This window comes from Rhodococcus sp. IEGM 1381 (genome assembly GCF_030056795.1).
In the GTDB taxonomy this organism is placed as follows: Bacteria; Actinomycetota; Actinomycetes; order Mycobacteriales; family Mycobacteriaceae; genus Rhodococcoides.
In genome coordinates, this window is sequence record NZ_JASHKQ010000007.1 from 87688 (window position 1) to 102801 (window position 15114).

Below are 15114 nucleotides of genomic sequence, written 5' to 3' on the forward strand. Positions count from 1 at the left end.
GTACGTGAATCTCCTTGTAGGTTGTGGTCAGAACCAGGCGGGTGACATATCGAGGGTGGTGCGGTCCAGTCGCGCCAGCAGGTCGAGCTGAGCCTTCACCTTCGGCAACTCGTAGACGTAGAAATACTGCGCTGCAGAACGCTTTCCGTCGTAGAAGTCTCCGGACTTCGCGCCGACAGCCAGTAGCTGTTCGAGCCACATCCAGGCGATGACGATGTGCCCCATGGCTTCGAGGTAGGCAGTGGAGTTCGCCAAGGCCAGAGCTGCGTCACCGGTCCCCCACACTGCCGCGGTGACCTCGACGATTCTCGCGAATTGGGTCTGCAATTCTGCGCCGTAGGTGGCAGCGTGACCGCCGGCGGCGTCCGCCCGCGCGACCGTCTCCGAGATCTGTTCACCGAGTAGCGCCAACCCCGCGCCGCCCTGCATCACGACCTTGCGCCCCAGCAGGTCCAACCCCTGAATACCGTGCGTGCCTTCGTGAATCGGATTGAGCCGGTTGTCGCGGTAGTGCTGTTCGACGTCGTAGTCGCGGGTGTATCCGTAGCCGCCGTGCACCTGGATGGCCAAACTGTTGGCCTCGAGGCACCACTGCGACGGCCAGCTCTTGGCGATGGGAGTCAGGACGTCGAGCAACAGGGTCGAGCGCGCCGCTTCGGCGTCGTCTGTCGCCGAGTCCTGGAGGTCCACCAGACGGGAGCAGTAGAGTCCGAGCGCGAGCGCACCTTCGACATACGACTTCTGGGCCAACAACATTCGGCGAACATCGGCATGTTCGATCAGCGCGACCGGAGGTGCTGCTGGATCCTTTGCGCCGAGCGGTCGCCCCTGGGTGCGCGTCTTCGCGTACTCCACCGATTTCAGGTAGCCGACGTACCCGAGCGCGATGGCCAGGAACCCGACACCGATACGGGCCTCGTTCATCATGTGGAACATGTAGGACAGTCCGCGGTTCTCCTCGGCGACCAGGAAACCGACCGCCCCGGGTTGCCCTGCGGGAGAATGGGTTCCGTCGCCGAACGCCAGGAGGGTGTTGGTGGTCCCGCGGTTGCCCATCTTGTGATTGAGGCCGGTCAACACGATGTCGTTTCGCTCACCGATACCGCCGTCTTCGTTCGGGAGGAATTTGGGAACGATGAACAGCGAGATCCCTTTTACCCCGGGAGGACCTCCCGGAGTTTTCGCGAGCACCAGGTGGACGATGTTCTCGGTCAGTTCGTGATCACCGCCGGAGATCCACATCTTGGTACCTGTGATGCGGAAGCTGCCATCGTCCTGCGGTATCGCTTTGGTCGTGATGTCCGCCAGCGATGATCCGGCCTGCGGCTCCGACAGACACATGGTTCCGAACCACCGACCGTCGAGCATGGGCCCTACGTACTCACGCACCTGATCCGGCGTGCCGTACGTCGCGATCAAATTGGCGTTGGCCATCGTAAGGAACGGGTACGAGGAGGTCCCGGCGTTGGCAGCCTGGAAGAATGCCATCGCGGCCCGAGAGACGGTCGCAGGCAGCTGCATCCCGCCGATCGACTCGTCGAACTGCCCGGCGATCAGACCTGCCGAGGCATACACGTCGAGTGCTTCCTTGACCTCGGGGATCAGCTCCACCGACCCGTCCGGATTCATGGTCGGCTCGTGCGCATCGGCCTTCTTGTTGTGCGGCGCAAAGTGCTTGCGGGCGATATCCGCGCTGAGGTCGAGTACTGCGTCGAAGGTCTCGCGCGAGTGTTCGGCGAAGCGGGGACGGGTGGTCAGGCCGGCCACGTCCAACCACTCGTACAGCAGAAAATCCAGGTCGCGGCGCGAGAGGACGTCCGACATTCACTTCTCCGATCGCGAGGGGTGACACGTGCGCACTACGGTGACGAGCACTGTGACGCACATGACTGTGGATTCACCATACAAGTCGCGATCTCGGGCGTTCACCGAGTACCCACGCACGCTGTCACGGCAGATCTGCATTCGCTATCCGGGCTCCAAAAACGCAGCCAGGCAGACTTTTACGACTTATCGGACTATGAGGAGCGTCACGATTGACGTAGCCCTCGACGGCATATACTTACCTTTGATAACGATATGAAGCGGACAATCGCGAGACGCCCCGGACTACCGGTGCGTGTCGTCGGAGGGAGTCGAGCATGACGCACACACTGGCCGTCGACAGCCGACAGGATCGAGAGAGCAGGCAACACAGTCGATTCCAGGAGTTGCACGAGTCCGACCAGGAGTTTCGAGCCGCCGAACCGGAGAGCTCGGTGGCGGACGCCGCCCAAGAGTTGTCGCCCAACCTGGCCCGCGTGGTTGCCGAGATCATGACGCGCTACTCGGACCGGCCGGCCCTGGGCAGCCGGGCTCGAGAAATCGCCCGGCTCGACGACGCAAACACCCTTCGCCTGCTCCCGCGCTTCGACACCATCACCTACGGGCAAGCCTGGAACGACGCCGGAGCACTGGCCTCGGCTCTGACTCACGACGCATTCGGAATCGCTCCCGGTGACTTCTTCGCAACCCTGGGATTCGCGAGTGCCGAGTATGTCATCGCGGAATTGGCCACGATTCGACTCGGCGCAATCGCCGTTCCGTTGCAGGCCGGCGCCACCGCGGGCCAGCTCTCGTCCATCGCCGCCGAAGTCGAGCCCGTCGTCCTCGCTGCCGATGTCGACAATCTGTCCGTCGCGGTCCAGGTTGCCACGCAGTGCCGGTCCATTCGGCGAATCGTCGTCCTCGACTACGACGCTGCACTCGACGTACACGCACGGATCATGAAGTCCGCGCACGAAAATGCCGAACAGGTCGGGATAGTCATCCGGCCCCTCACCGAGCTGGTTCGCGACGGCGGGCAGCTACCGGAGGTTCCACTACCCGATGCCGAGGATCCCGACCGACTCGCGACACTGATCTACACCTCCGGCAGCACCGGAACCCCCAAAGGGGCGATGCACACCGAACGAATCGTGTGCGGAGCCTGGACCGGAGCCTGGCACCACACCGGAGCTTCCTCCGAATCCGTGGACCGGCCTGCTTTCCCCGTGATCACACTCGACTATCTTCCGATGAGTCACCTGGCCGGCCGTGGCCTCGTCTTCTCGGCGCTCGCTGCCGGCGGGACGGTGCACTTCGCCGGAGCCAGCGACCTGTCCACACTGTTCGAGGACTTCGCGCTCGCTCGGCCCACGATGGCACTGTTGATCCCCCGAGTGTGCGAAATGATTCGACACAACGTTCTCGCCGAGATCGACCGAGAGGTCGAGCGCTCCGCTGGCGAAGACGAAGACCGTGTACGGCGAGATGTTCTGGAGCGCTTCAGGAACGACCAATTCGGCGGCCGCATCCTGGCGGCGATGGTCGGCACCGCACCGATCGCGACGGAGGTCAAGGATTTCGTCACCGAGCTGCTCGATATCCAGGTCCGCGACAACTACGGCTCCACCGAAGCCGGAATGGTGCTGCACGACGGCGTCATCGCGCGCCCCCCGGTGATCGAGTACAAGCTCGACGACGTACCCGAGCTCGGCTACTTCTCCACCGACACACCGCATCCGCGCGGCGAACTCCTACTCAAGACGTCGTCCATCATTCCCGGGTACTACAAGCGCCCGGACGTCACCGCGGACGTGTTCGATTCCGAGGGCTTCTATCGCACCGGAGACGTCGTCGCCGAGATCGAGCCGGACCGACTTGCCTATGTCGACCGCCGCAAGAACGTTCTGAAGCTGGCCCAGGGTGAGTTCGTGGCCCTGGCCCGTCTCGAAGCAGTGTTCGGTACCAGCGAACTCGTCGACCAGATATTCCTCTACGGCAACAGCCAACGCGCATATCTCCTGGCTGTCGTCGTCCCGGCTCAGCCGGATACGACCACCGCCTCGATCATCGAATCGCTACAAGAAATCGCTCGTACGGAATCGCTGAACTCGTACGAGATCCCTCGTGACGTGACGATCGAGCACCAGCCGTTCATGCAGGACAACGGGCTGCTCTCCGGTGCCGGGAAGCAACTACGGCCGAAACTCGTCGAACGGTACGGTGCCGATCTCGAGCGTCGTTACGCCGAACTCGAGTCGGGTCAGAACGAACGCCTACGTGAGCTTCGACGCAGCGGTGCCGACGCTCCGGTGTTGACCACCGTCGGCGATGCCGCACAGGCACTGCTGGGTTGCGACGGATCCGATGTCCGGCCCGACGCCCATTTCAGTGATCTCGGTGGAGACTCGTTGTCGGCGTTGACGTTCTCGACGCTCCTGCGGGACATCTACGGTGTCGACGTGCCGGTGGGAGTGATCACCGGGCCGGCCATGGATTTGTCCGCCCTAGCCGACTACATCACCTCGGCCCGGGACAACGATTCCGACACAGCAACATTCGCCTCGGTACACGGACGCGACGCCACCGTCGCGCACGCCTCCGACCTGCGCCTGTCTGCATTCCTGGACGAGACATTCATCGATGCCGCTCATCACGTTTCGGGCCCTCGCACCCGAACCGAGACGGTGTTACTGACCGGAGCCAATGGATACCTCGGCCGCTTCCTCTGCATGGAATGGCTCGAGCGTATGGCCGAGGTCGGCGGGACGGTGGTGTGCTTGGTTCGCGGGCGCTCCGATTCCGACGCGCGTTCTCGACTCGATGCAGCGTTCGACAGTGGTGACGAAGAACTGTCCGCTCACTACCGAGCTCTGGCAGACTCTGCCCTCGAGGTCGTGGCAGGAGATCTCGGCTCGCCTCGATTCGGCTTGGACCACGACGAGTTCGCGGCTCTGGCCGAGCGGGTCGATCGCATTGTTCACCCTGCTGCGCTCGTCAATCATGCTCTTCCGTACGAGCACCTGTTCGGTCCCAATGTCGTCGGTACGGCCGAGGTGATCCGGCTCGCGATGACCGACCACGTCAAGCCGGTGACCTACCTGTCGACGGTCGCCGTCGCTGTGGGCGTCGACAATTTCCGGGAGAACGGCGACATCCGCACCGACAGTCCCTCGCGCGCTGTCGACGATTCGTACGCCAACGGCTACGGCAACTCCAAGTGGGCCGGCGAAGTGTTGTTGCGCAACGCATTCGACGAATTCGGCCTGCCGGTGTCGGTCTTTCGCTCCGATATGATCCTGGCGCACAGCAGGTGGTCGGGTCAGCTCAACGTACCGGATGTGTTCACGCGTCTGATTCTCTCGGTCGTGGCAACCGGCCTGGCTCCTCGGACGTTCTACGCCACAGGAATCGGTGCGCCGACGGACGAAAGTGGGCGTCCCCTGGCCCATTACGACGGGCTTCCCGCCGACTTCAGCGCCGGTGCCATCACGACGATTGCCGGCGCCGACGTCTCGGGCTACCGAACCTTCGACATTCTCAACCCGCACGACGACAACATCTCGCTCGACACGTTCGTCGATTGGATCCGTGAGGCGGGTCGCGACATCGAGATCGTCGAGAACTACGACGAATGGTTCGAGCGTTTCAGCGCTGCTGTCGAGGCTCTTCCGGAGAAGCAGCGCTCGCACTCGCTGCTTCCCTTGATTCAGTCGTACGCACAACCGCAGCAGCCGTCGTCGGGTGCGATGTTGCCGGCGGACGAGTTCGCTTCGGCCGTCGGGGAAATTCCACACCTCGGACGTGAACTGATCGAGAAGTATCTGTCCGATCTCGTGGTCCTCGGACTCGTCAGCAAGCGTTGAAGCATCTCCCGATGCGGGCCGAGCCGCCCGCATCGGGATGTGGCCACTCGGACGGTAGAGTCGACACTCTATGTGGATTGGATGGATAGAATTCGACTTTCTTCTCGGCGACGTGCACTCACTCAAGGAGAAACGCTCCGTTGTTCGGCCGGTGATCTCCGAGTTGCACCGTAAGTTCGCTGTCTCGGTCGCAGAGACGGAGCATCGAGAGCTGCACAGACGAGCAGGCATCGGTGCGTCGGTCGTGGCAGGCGATCTGGATCATGTCACCGACGTTCTCGACCGAATCGAGCGCGTTGCGGCGTCACGGCCCGAGCTTCAACTCGTATCGGTTCGCCGGCGCACCATCCGAAGCGACGACATCTGAGGCCTGCCCGACGGACTAACGGCGGACGTCGAACACCTGCTTCTGAATTCCGTTTCCATAGACCTCGTGTTCTACCAAGTCGAGATGCGTGGTGTCCTTGTCTGCTGCACTGAACAGGCGTTTTCCCGCGCCGAGCAGAAGCGGGAACACCAGTAGGTGATACCGATCGACCAGCCCTGCGTCGGCCAGACTCCGGCCCAGCGTGGCGCTCCCGTGCACGGAGATGGGGCCACCGTCGGTGTTCCGGAGCTCGGCGACTTCGTCGATACTGCGCAAAATGGTTGCAGGCCAACGTGAATCGTCTTGCTCCAGCGTTGTGGACACCACGTATCTCGGCATGGCGTTGTATTCGGCGAAATCCTCCATCGTCGGCCAGATCGGCGCGAATGCCTCGTACGAGGTACGGCCGAGTAGCAGCGCCGACGCCTCGCTCTGCTCGCGACCCTTGATTTCGTACGCCGCCGGGTCGAACTCGATGTCCTTGAACGTCCACCCGGAGTTGCGGTAACCCACTTCGCCGCCGGGTCCTTCCATCACGCCGTCGAGCGAAACGAACGCGGTCACGATCAGAGTGCGCATCGGTGGTCCTCACAGTCAAGGATGTCGGGTGCCGGAATCGTAAACCATGCAGCACCGGTCGACGGATACCATCGTCGGCATGATCGGCACCGTCCCCATCGACATGTCCCGTCCGGCGTGGGATGACGATTCTGCGGTGTCCGGTTGGCGGGGCTTACCCACGTTGGACGGCGACTGCGCTGCTGACGTGTGCGTCGTCGGTCTCGGCGGTTCGGGCCTGGCTGCTGTCGCTGATCTGCTCGGCCGTGGCCTCGATGTCGTCGGGATCGATGCAGGGCGAGTCGCAGCCGGCGCTGCAGGTCGAAACGGCGGCTTTCTGCTGGGTGGCCCCGCGACGTTTCTGCACACCGCACTGTCGATGTGGGGGCCGTGCGCCGTCGATCTCTATCGTGCGACCCTCGCCGAGATCGATTCGTTGGAAGCACTCCTCGGATCGTCCGTTGTCCGCCGCACCGGTTCCATCAGGCTTGCGGGCATCCCGGATACGCAGGCCGACCCCGCCGATGTGCGGGACTGCGCGGATTTAACGAAGTGCCTGCGCGAGAACAACATTGCCGTCGAAGAGTATTCGGGCGAGCTGGGACACGGCATCTTCCTACCCGACGATGCGGTGATGAATCCTGCCCGTCGTGCAGTGGGGACGGCGGCAGCGCTGGCCGGTCGCGCCAGGCTCCACGAGTACACACCCGCTGTTGGCATCGAGCCCGGAGCGGTGACCACGCCGACCGGGGTGATCCGCTGTGATCTGATACTGGTTGCCGTAGACGGTCGCCTCGAACGCGTACTCCCCCAGCTCGACGGTCGAGTTCGGACGGCGCGCCTCCAGATGCTCGCCACCGCTCCTGTCTCGGCCGGTCGGTTGCCGTGCCCTGTGTACGGACGGTGGGGATACGACTATGCCCAGCAGGACGCGTCGGGACGCATGTACGTCGGGGGTGGCCGTGACCTGTTCGCCGAGGAAGAGTGGACCTTTTCCGGCGAACCGACAGCCCGAGTGCAGAATTACCTCGGCTTGCTCGCCGAGTTGTTTGCCGGTGAACCCGTCTCCGTGAACGCACGGTGGGCGGCGTCGGTCGGGTTCACCGCGGACGGGCGGCCGCTGTGCTGCTACGTCGATGACGGAGTGATCGCGTTCGGTGGCTACAACGGAACCGGCAATCTCGTCGGGCCGGTGGCCGCTCGCGCTGCTGTGGCCCTCGGATTGGACGCAATCGAAGTTCCGAAGTACCTGAGCAGCTGACCCATGGCAGTGTGGAGTCATGGCCGACGAACCAGAACGAACCGAGGACGGTCACTACGTCGTCATCAAGGGGCGACGTTGGCGCGCAACGGATCCTGACATCCCGGAGGAGCGCAACGCAGAATTGCGATCGATCCTGATGGCGTGGCGCAGGGACGTCAAGCGCACGTCCGGTGCCCCAGAATCTCGCGCGGGTGTGCAGGCCACCAAAGTCGCGCTCGGAGAACGGGGAACACCGTGGTGGGAGCAGTCCGACGACGAACGACGGGCTCGATGGGAGGCGGAGGTATCTCGACCCGGACCGACCGACCCCGAGAACTGATCTCCTCGATATTGTTGCCGCAATGGAAACTATCCATTACAGTTTCCATTATGGAAAACATCGGAAGGCCCACCTCGTCCGAAGCATCAGCCGCTCTCGAAGACATAGACCGTGTACAGCGCGCGGTGCGCGATACCCCGTGGCCGGTATGGCTCTATCCGGTCAACGCCGTTCTACTCGGATCGATGGCGCTCACGCCGCTCCTCGCCGACGTCGGCCGCATCATCGCTCTATTGACTTTGGCGGCGGTGACTCTGGCCGTCAACATGATCACCGGCTATCGCATGGGCACACCGTGGGCGCTTCCCACCAGCCGGGGGTTCCTCGCCGCGGTCGCAGTTTCGGTCGCATTCATCGTAGTCGCGCTGGCATTCGCCCAGCCGTCCCTTCCTGCATGGGCGCTGATTTTGCTCGCGATCGCGGCAGCAACTACCTACTCGATCGGCTCGTTCGTCCACTACCGCAGCACTCGCCGATGACGGACGATCTCGATCCGATCATTCACCCCGCGCATCGATTGCGAATCTGTGCCCTGCTGGCCGCGGCGACACCCCTAGAGCTCGCGATCGTCAAGGAGCACAGTGGACTCAGCGCATCTGCGCTCAGCAAACAGGTAGCTGCTCTGGTCGATGCGGGGTACGTCGAGCAACAGCGATCACACACCGACTCGCGTCGAGTGTGGTTGTCGCTGACGAAGGACGGCAAGGGCGCCTACAGACGTCATGTCCGCGCTCTGCGCGCACTGCTCGCGGACACCGACGCCTCGATCTGATCCTCTTCGGTGACTTTTCGTCGTAGCGCCGGTCTACCGTTCGACGGATGCCGTCGGTGCACATCAGCGAAAAGGAGCCTGCCATGTCCATTCTCAATCCGTATCTTTCGTTTCGAGACAACGCCCGCGAGGCCATGGAGTTCTACCGGTCAGTCTTCGGGGGCGAGCTCACCGTCACCACGCTCGGCGAGGCCCACGCCAGCGAGGATCCCGCCGATGAGAACAAGATCATGCACGGCCAGTTGACCACTCCCAACGGATTCACCTTGATGGGTGCGGACACGCCGTCCTCGATGGAACACACTCCCGGTAGCGCGATGAGCGTCTCTCTCAGCGGCGACGAAGAGGACGAATTGACGGGCTACTGGAACAAGCTGGCCGTCGATGCGCAATTCACGATGGGCCTCGACAAGGCTCCGTGGGGCGATACGTTCGGGATGCTGACAGACAAGTTCGGTGTGCAGTGGATGGTGAACATCGCGGGATCCACGCCCGGTAGCTGAGCGCCGGCACAACCGTCCCTAGCCGGCGAAGGTCTTCGGAGGGATCACCTGCCGGAGACCTTCGGGGCCCCAACCCCGGTCGAGCGCGATAAGCAATGCTGCACAGCCGATTCCGGACAACACCAGGGCAGAACCGAACATCGCTGTGTAGCCGAACAGGTCTCCCACCACACCGGCTGCGATTCCTGCCGCTCCTTGCGCGAAGACGACCGCACAGGCCATCAACGTGTAATCGCTTCCTGCGAAACGCTTCTCCGACGCGTCCATCATCAAAGCGAACACCGCGACCGTGGCCGCCCCGCCGAGCACGTGCTCGGTGATGTTCGCCGTGATCAGTAGTGGAAATCCACCGATGCCGAGGGACGCGATGACGTACAGCGCGAGGCTCATGGTCTGGCTCACTCCGCCGACCAGCAGCGCCCGGCGACGTCCGTGCCGGAAGGTCATCCACGCTCCGAGGGCAGCACCCCCGAGCGCTGCCACCGAGGAGAGTCCGCCCTCGACCAGCGCGATCTGTGGCAGCGACAGTCCACTGTCCGACAGGAACGGCCCCACCAGTGCCGATCCCATCGAGTTTCCGAATTTGAACCCGATGATCAGCAGTATGAACGCCACCATGCCGGGCCTGCGAAGCCTGGACCACCAGGCAACCGCAAGCCGAGCCGGCGATTCCGACTCGGCGCGCCGATCGGATGCGGCATCCGCCGCGTCGAGTTGCCTGCGCATCCACCACACCGGGACAGTCGTCAATACGATGAGCAACGCCATGGCGACGAACAGCACCTGCCACCCGGCAAAGGTGAACAGCCACAACAGCAGTCCACCGCCACACACCATTCCGATTCGGTAGGCACCGACTTGGAGACCGTTGCCCAGCCCTCGCTGCGCCGCGGTGAGCGTTCTGACCGCAATGCCGTCGGTCGCGATATCCTGCGTGGCCGAGAGAGCGTTCATGACGAAGATGCCGACGAACAACCAGCGCAACGTCGACGACAGGTCGAGGAACGACAACGCCAGAGCCACCACTGCAGCCGAACACTGCAGCGACAGCAGCCACCGCCGTCTGGATCCGTAGCGATCGACGTACGGCGCCCAGAGAAATTTCAGCGCCCAGGGCAGAAACAGCACACCGGTGGCACTGATCTTCACCAATGAGAATCCCGACTCCCGCAGCACAACCGGGAGTGCCTGCGTGAAGAATCCGAACGGCAGTCCCTGCGCAAAGTAGAGAGCCCCGAGCAAGGTGAGGGTTCCGGCGGTGAACGAAGCCGGACGCACCGCATTGGTCATGTCGGCCATCGTGTCAGAGCGCCGTCGACCCTGCTGAACGCACGACCGGTTGACGGAGAACGGTGCGGAGTTTCGCGGGCTCGACCCGGCGCGGATCGCTCAGGTAGATCTCGTGGTGCCGGCCGGTCATCGTCAATCCGGAATCGGGGATGTACCGATCGTGAAGTTCGGCCAGCACCGGCGTCTCGTCGTCGTAGGACCCGATATGCAGTGTCTGCACGCAGAGTCCCTCGTCCAGGGTCTCCAAACGAACGCTGGTGGACGCCTCGGACTTGCCTTTCGCGCCGGCGGACGCCACTACCGCCTCGAACATCGCTCGATCGATCCAGTTGGGCACCATGATCATGACGGTCCAGTTCCACTCGGCCTTGTTGCGGTCTGTGGTGAACGACGCCATGTCGTCGGCCCACCACAGAGCCTCGAGCGGCGGGACGACATAGTCGCGGTCGAGGTTCTCCTTGCTGGCGAACTTCAGCGCGTACGCCACGGGGTAGAGAGCGGCGAGCGCGTCCGCATACTCGGGCGCGGTGTTCGGGTCTCCGTGCCCGTCGATCATCAGATAACTCAGCGGCGGCACAACGAGACTGCGAAAGACGTTGCGCCGCGCGGAGTACGCGTCGAGCGTCTTCTTGAAATCGATCTTCATGGCACCCGTTCCGATTCGACTCTCGAGCAAGCGTAACGATGGAGACCGTTCGGGTACATCAATAGGTTGGCCATTCGCCCTCAGAACAGTCCGACCGGCCGGTAGTATCGCCGGATGCGAAAACTGATCCTGGCCGTCGTTCTCGCTGCTGCGTGGTCGACGACCGCGATCGTTCCTGCAGCAGCAGCACCGTCGACGACCGACGCGTCCTGGACCGGCCTGTACACGCTGGAGCGATTCGCAGCGACCAAGTCCGGCTCCAGCCTGGCTGCACGCCAGTCGGAGCCGGACTTCTCCGACGACTACACGTTCGTCTCTACGTGTATGGGTGGTCCCTGCGTGGCAACCGTGATCGGTGGCCCTCCTCCGAAGAATCCGACACTCCCCCAGCCTCCCCAGTACACCTGGGACGGAACGAGCTGGGTCCACGTGTACGACTGGATGTGGGATTGCTACCAGGGCCCGAATGTTCCGCGCCCGTTGGCACCGGCACACTCCGTTGCGACATACACACCCCAGCCCGATGGCACGTTCTCCGGTGTGTGGCGCACCGTCATCGACAGCGGACCGTGTGTGGGCGACGTGGTGATGAACGTCGCGGCCTACCCGGTGCAGGCTGCTCCTCTGCCGTTCGGCAGCAGTTAGGCCGGTCGGACACAGCTCCGAAAACTGCCCGTCAGACGAGCCACGCCCGTTCGTCGTCACTGAATCGGTTGACGGCTCCGCGGGTCGACATCGCCTTGTCGTACATTGCGGCCAAAGCGTCCAGCAGTGGCCTGTTCTGCGAATCCAGTTCGTTCTGGCGCGTCACGATCTCGTCGAGGCGCTCGGCGAGTTCGGCCAGTACTGCCGAACGATCGATCGTGGTGACCCGTCCGCCCTCGACCACGATGCGTCCGGCCACGATCACCGTGTCGATCGACGATCCGTTCTCGGAGTACACCAGTTGCCGATCGAGCTTCTGCCGAGGGGTGAACGCCATGGTCTCGAGGTCGAAGATCACCAGATCTGCTTGCATCCCGACCTCGACCGAACCGACGGTGTCCTGAGGGAGTGCACTGCGGGCACCTCCGACCGTGGCCGCATGCAGCACCTCGTCCACTCTCGGCCAGGTGGCGAAGTCTGGACTGGTGACCTTGTGCAGAAGCGCAGCTGATTTCACGACGTCGAGCATCCGTGGAGAATCACTGCTCGAGCACCCGTCGGTTCCGAGTCCGAGGTTCACGCCGGCGTTATGCAGTGCACGCCACGGGGCGATTCCAGACCCGAGCTTGAGATTCGAGATCGGATTGTGCGAAATCGATGTGCCCGCCGAAGCGATCATCGACATGTCATCCTCGGTCAGCCAAATACCATGCGCCAAAGTAGTATTCGGCGACAGAGCACCGATCCTGTCCATGTACGCCACCAGAGAGCCGCCGTACATCTCGGTTCCTGTAACCAACTGCGTCTTGGTTTCGAGCACGTGTACGTGGCATTCGGCGTCGAATTCCTTCGCCAACTGCGTAGCACCGACCAGAAGATCCTCGCCGCACCGTTGCGGTGCCGAGGGCGCGACCATGTACCGCAGACGTCCGTTGCCTCGACCGTGATACTGCTCGAATGCCTGCCTGCTGAAGGCGAGATACTCCCCCGTCGTGGGAACGGGATGTGACAGGATCTCGGCGGTGATCTCCTTCGGTAGGTAGTCAACGACGAACGGCACGGTGTCGACGAAGGGCTTGCTGATCACGTGTCCGGAAATATTGGCTCTGATGCCGATCTGCTCGTACGCGTCGAACACCGCCGACAGCTGCGCCCAATCCTGAGTCGGGTTCTCCAGAACGTCGTCGACGATCGTGGTCACGCCCGCTTCGAGAGATTCGATCGCGAACAACGTGCTGCGGAGACGAACCAGATCGGGTTCGACGCGACTGTCGCCGAGAATCGGATAGGCCATGGCCATCCACATCTCGAGAGGCAAGTTGTCGTATCTGCCCTTGTAGAACGTCTCCCAGGAATGGGTATGTGCGTTGACGAAACCCGGTGTCACCAGCCGGTCGCGCCCGTCGATGATCGTGTCGCCCTCACGGGGTTCGAGATCGCCGGCTATTGCGGTGACGACGTCGTTCTCGATCCGGATGCTGCGAACGATCGGCTCGGATCCGGTGTGCGCGTCCATGGTGATGACGTGCGCGTTTCTGATGAAGATTCCCATGTCTCTTTCCTTGACTGCGCGATGCGATGACGGCGAGGAGCTATTCGACCGGCTGAGGTGCCGGAGCCTGCTCTTCGGGCTTTTGCTGACGAATCAACCACCCGATGTGACTTTCGTGCGAGAAGGTAGTAGGTCACCGCTGCAGCACTACCGCCGACGAGCCACGAGATGTCGAGACCTCCGAGCGCCTGCGAACCGAACCCTTGCAATGCCGGTACGAGGCCGTTGAGGAACATCCAGGTGCCGAAAATCCCCACCGCGAACGCCACGAGCGCACGCCAGTTGACGTCCTGGATCCTCTTCGAACCCACCTCGTCGAACAGATAGTCGTAGCTGGTACTGGCGCGCTCGAAGACGTAGTAGTGCACCAGCATGATCGCGCCCCAAGTCGCTACCCAGCCCACTACTCCGACCAGCCAGGCGTCGAGAGTCTCGGCCGCATCCTCCTGGAACACGAAGAACACACTGGCGGCCAAGGCGAGAACACCGACGCACAGGTTCAGCGTCCGCCGACTCAGTTTGATATCTAGGGCCTGCGCCGTGACACCGAAGCTGTAGACGTTGAGGACGTTCGTGGCGATAGGGCCGTGCAGAACCAACAGCAACACCGGTACAGCGAGTGCACCGAAGTTCTCGACGATGAGCTTGCCCGGATCGACAGAGCCGTTGGTGGTGGCCAGCGTCGCGCCGAGCACACCGAGCCAGACGACGGGGATGAACTGTCCCAACGCACTGACCAGGTACAGCTTGCGTCGCGGAACGCTGGTGCTCACGAACCGGGAGTAGTCCGCAGCATAGGTCAACCACGTCAGGCCCCATCCGATTCCGATGGCCGTCATCACGGCTGACATGGCGACGATGCGCTCGGTGCCGGCCAGGGCAACACCGTTCGGGCCGGAATAGCTCCAGTCGATGTCGAGGTAGAACCAGGCCACGATAGACATCAGAACCAGGACGATGACGGTGGGCGGAACCGTCCAGCGCTCGAACGCCGCGATCGCCCGGTACCCGGCCATGGAGATACCGACCTGAATTGACATGATGGCAGCAGCGACCAGGACCTTCCATCCGACGTTCGCTGCATCCGGATCGACCCAGCCGAGTTCGCCGAACAATGCCATCACCAGGTCGAGGACGATCCATGTGTTCACCGCGCACCAGCCGACGACCACCACGGCCTGGACGGCGGAGGGAACATAGTTGCCTCGACGACCGAAGACCGAACGGCCCAACAGCATTCCGGTCGTTCCCGTTCGTTGTCCGAGCAGAACGAAGAATCCGAAGATCGCCATTCCGATGACGTTTCCGAGGACGAGCACTGTCAGGGTATCGGCCAGGCCGAGGCCCATGCTGATGCCGAGCGCGCCGAGCACCCAGTTGATCGGTGCGATGTTCGCACCCGCCCATATCCAGAACTGACCGGACAGCGCGGTGGTTCTCTGGCTCTCGGGAATCGGTTGCAGCGAATCCTCGACATCGTGGGAATGTGTGGTCACCGTGAGCTCCTCGGGATGCGGTCGACCGGCAGT

General features: G+C 62.9%; 14 protein-coding genes. 8 read left to right on the top strand and 6 right to left on the bottom strand.

Translation table 11 applies throughout. The features are described from left to right. Positions 1-27: 27 nt before the first annotated feature. The gene (locus QM797_RS16930) at positions 28-1824 is read right to left on the bottom strand and encodes an acyl-CoA dehydrogenase (RefSeq protein ID WP_283276814.1); all 1797 of its coding nucleotides are present in this window, start codon (positions 1822-1824) and stop codon (positions 28-30) included. 317 nt (positions 1825-2141) lie between these two features. Here QM797_RS16930 and car point away from each other — a divergent pair, with 317 nt between their 5' ends. Together car and QM797_RS16940 are read left to right on the top strand one after the other, a co-directional pair. Then, positions 2142-5669 carry a carboxylic acid reductase gene (gene car, locus QM797_RS16935; protein ID WP_283276815.1) on the top strand — a complete coding sequence of 1176 codons (3528 nt, stop codon included), beginning with the start codon at positions 2142-2144 and terminating at the stop codon, positions 5667-5669. 70 nt (positions 5670-5739) lie between these two features. Continuing rightward, positions 5740-6036, top strand: coding sequence for a DUF503 domain-containing protein (locus QM797_RS16940; RefSeq protein ID WP_283276816.1), 297 nt, complete (start codon positions 5740-5742; stop codon positions 6034-6036). Between the two features lie 15 nt (positions 6037-6051). Here the strand turns inward: QM797_RS16940 and QM797_RS16945 are convergent, their stop codons facing one another. Then, positions 6052-6615 carry a dihydrofolate reductase family protein gene (locus tag QM797_RS16945; protein WP_283276817.1) on the bottom strand — a complete coding sequence of 188 codons (564 nt, stop codon included), beginning with the start codon at positions 6613-6615 and terminating at the stop codon, positions 6052-6054. Between the two features lie 79 nt (positions 6616-6694). On the opposite strand from QM797_RS16945, the gene QM797_RS16950 reads away from it, so the two are divergent. From QM797_RS16950 to QM797_RS16970, 5 genes are all read left to right on the top strand, one after another. Next, positions 6695-7855 carry an NAD(P)/FAD-dependent oxidoreductase gene (locus tag QM797_RS16950; RefSeq protein ID WP_283276818.1) on the top strand — a complete coding sequence of 387 codons (1161 nt, stop codon included), beginning with the start codon at positions 6695-6697 and terminating at the stop codon, positions 7853-7855. A gap of 19 nt (positions 7856-7874) precedes the next feature. Beyond that, the gene (locus QM797_RS16955) at positions 7875-8177 is read left to right on the top strand and encodes a hypothetical protein (RefSeq protein ID WP_283276819.1); all 303 of its coding nucleotides are present in this window, start codon (positions 7875-7877) and stop codon (positions 8175-8177) included. Between the two features lie 50 nt (positions 8178-8227). Beyond that, positions 8228-8656 (top strand): hypothetical protein, encoded by a 429-nt coding sequence (locus QM797_RS16960; RefSeq protein WP_283276820.1) that lies wholly within the window; start codon positions 8228-8230, stop codon positions 8654-8656. Then, positions 8653-8949 (top strand): transcriptional regulator, encoded by a 297-nt coding sequence (locus tag QM797_RS16965; protein WP_283276821.1) that lies wholly within the window; start codon positions 8653-8655, stop codon positions 8947-8949. Before QM797_RS16960 ends, QM797_RS16965 begins: the two co-directional genes overlap by 4 nt. Positions 8950-9032: 83 nt before the next feature. Continuing rightward, positions 9033-9452, top strand: coding sequence for a VOC family protein (locus tag QM797_RS16970; protein WP_283276822.1), 420 nt, complete (start codon positions 9033-9035; stop codon positions 9450-9452). A gap of 18 nt (positions 9453-9470) precedes the next feature. Here QM797_RS16970 and QM797_RS16975 read toward each other — a convergent pair whose 3' ends face one another. Both QM797_RS16975 and QM797_RS16980 read right to left on the bottom strand, forming a co-directional pair. After that, positions 9471-10742, bottom strand: coding sequence for an MFS transporter (locus tag QM797_RS16975; protein WP_283276823.1), 1272 nt, complete (start codon positions 10740-10742; stop codon positions 9471-9473). 13 nt (positions 10743-10755) lie between these two features. Continuing rightward, complete coding sequence (locus tag QM797_RS16980) at positions 10756-11388, bottom strand: GyrI-like domain-containing protein (protein ID WP_283276824.1); 633 nt, start codon at positions 11386-11388, stop codon at positions 10756-10758. Between the two features lie 114 nt (positions 11389-11502). Here QM797_RS16980 and QM797_RS16985 point away from each other — a divergent pair, with 114 nt between their 5' ends. Then, positions 11503-12033 carry an Rv2253 family sensor-like surface protein gene (locus tag QM797_RS16985; protein ID WP_283276826.1) on the top strand — a complete coding sequence of 177 codons (531 nt, stop codon included), beginning with the start codon at positions 11503-11505 and terminating at the stop codon, positions 12031-12033. A gap of 31 nt (positions 12034-12064) precedes the next feature. Here the strand turns inward: QM797_RS16985 and QM797_RS16990 are convergent, their stop codons facing one another. Together QM797_RS16990 and QM797_RS16995 are read right to left on the bottom strand one after the other, a co-directional pair. Continuing rightward, the gene (locus QM797_RS16990) at positions 12065-13585 is read right to left on the bottom strand and encodes an amidohydrolase family protein (protein WP_283276827.1); all 1521 of its coding nucleotides are present in this window, start codon (positions 13583-13585) and stop codon (positions 12065-12067) included. After that, positions 13477-15081: a purine-cytosine permease family protein gene (locus QM797_RS16995; RefSeq protein ID WP_283276829.1), complete on the bottom strand. Its 1605-nt coding sequence runs from the start codon at positions 15079-15081 to the stop codon at positions 13477-13479. The genes QM797_RS16990 and QM797_RS16995 overlap by 109 nt, the downstream gene beginning before the upstream one ends. Positions 15082-15114: the final 33 nt, after the last annotated feature.

Bases quoted from the DNA above. Each gene is read 5' to 3' on its own strand.
- QM797_RS16930 (WP_283276814.1), bottom strand. From the start codon at position 1,824: ATGTCGGACGTCCTCTCGCGCCGCGACCTGGATTTTCTGCTGTACGAG.
- car (WP_283276815.1), top strand. From the start codon at position 2,142: ATGACGCACACACTGGCCGTCGACAGCCGACAGGATCGAGAGAGCAGG.
- QM797_RS16940 (WP_283276816.1), top strand. From the start codon at position 5,740: ATGTGGATTGGATGGATAGAATTCGACTTTCTTCTCGGCGACGTGCAC.
- QM797_RS16945 (WP_283276817.1), bottom strand. From the start codon at position 6,615: ATGCGCACTCTGATCGTGACCGCGTTCGTTTCGCTCGACGGCGTGATG.
- QM797_RS16950 (WP_283276818.1), top strand. From the start codon at position 6,695: ATGATCGGCACCGTCCCCATCGACATGTCCCGTCCGGCGTGGGATGAC.
- QM797_RS16955 (WP_283276819.1), top strand. From the start codon at position 7,875: ATGGCCGACGAACCAGAACGAACCGAGGACGGTCACTACGTCGTCATC.
- QM797_RS16960 (WP_283276820.1), top strand. From the start codon at position 8,228: ATGGAAAACATCGGAAGGCCCACCTCGTCCGAAGCATCAGCCGCTCTC.
- QM797_RS16965 (WP_283276821.1), top strand. From the start codon at position 8,653: ATGACGGACGATCTCGATCCGATCATTCACCCCGCGCATCGATTGCGA.
- QM797_RS16970 (WP_283276822.1), top strand. From the start codon at position 9,033: ATGTCCATTCTCAATCCGTATCTTTCGTTTCGAGACAACGCCCGCGAG.
- QM797_RS16975 (WP_283276823.1), bottom strand. From the start codon at position 10,742: ATGACCAATGCGGTGCGTCCGGCTTCGTTCACCGCCGGAACCCTCACC.
- QM797_RS16980 (WP_283276824.1), bottom strand. From the start codon at position 11,388: ATGAAGATCGATTTCAAGAAGACGCTCGACGCGTACTCCGCGCGGCGC.
- QM797_RS16985 (WP_283276826.1), top strand. From the start codon at position 11,503: ATGCGAAAACTGATCCTGGCCGTCGTTCTCGCTGCTGCGTGGTCGACG.
- QM797_RS16990 (WP_283276827.1), bottom strand. From the start codon at position 13,585: ATGGGAATCTTCATCAGAAACGCGCACGTCATCACCATGGACGCGCAC.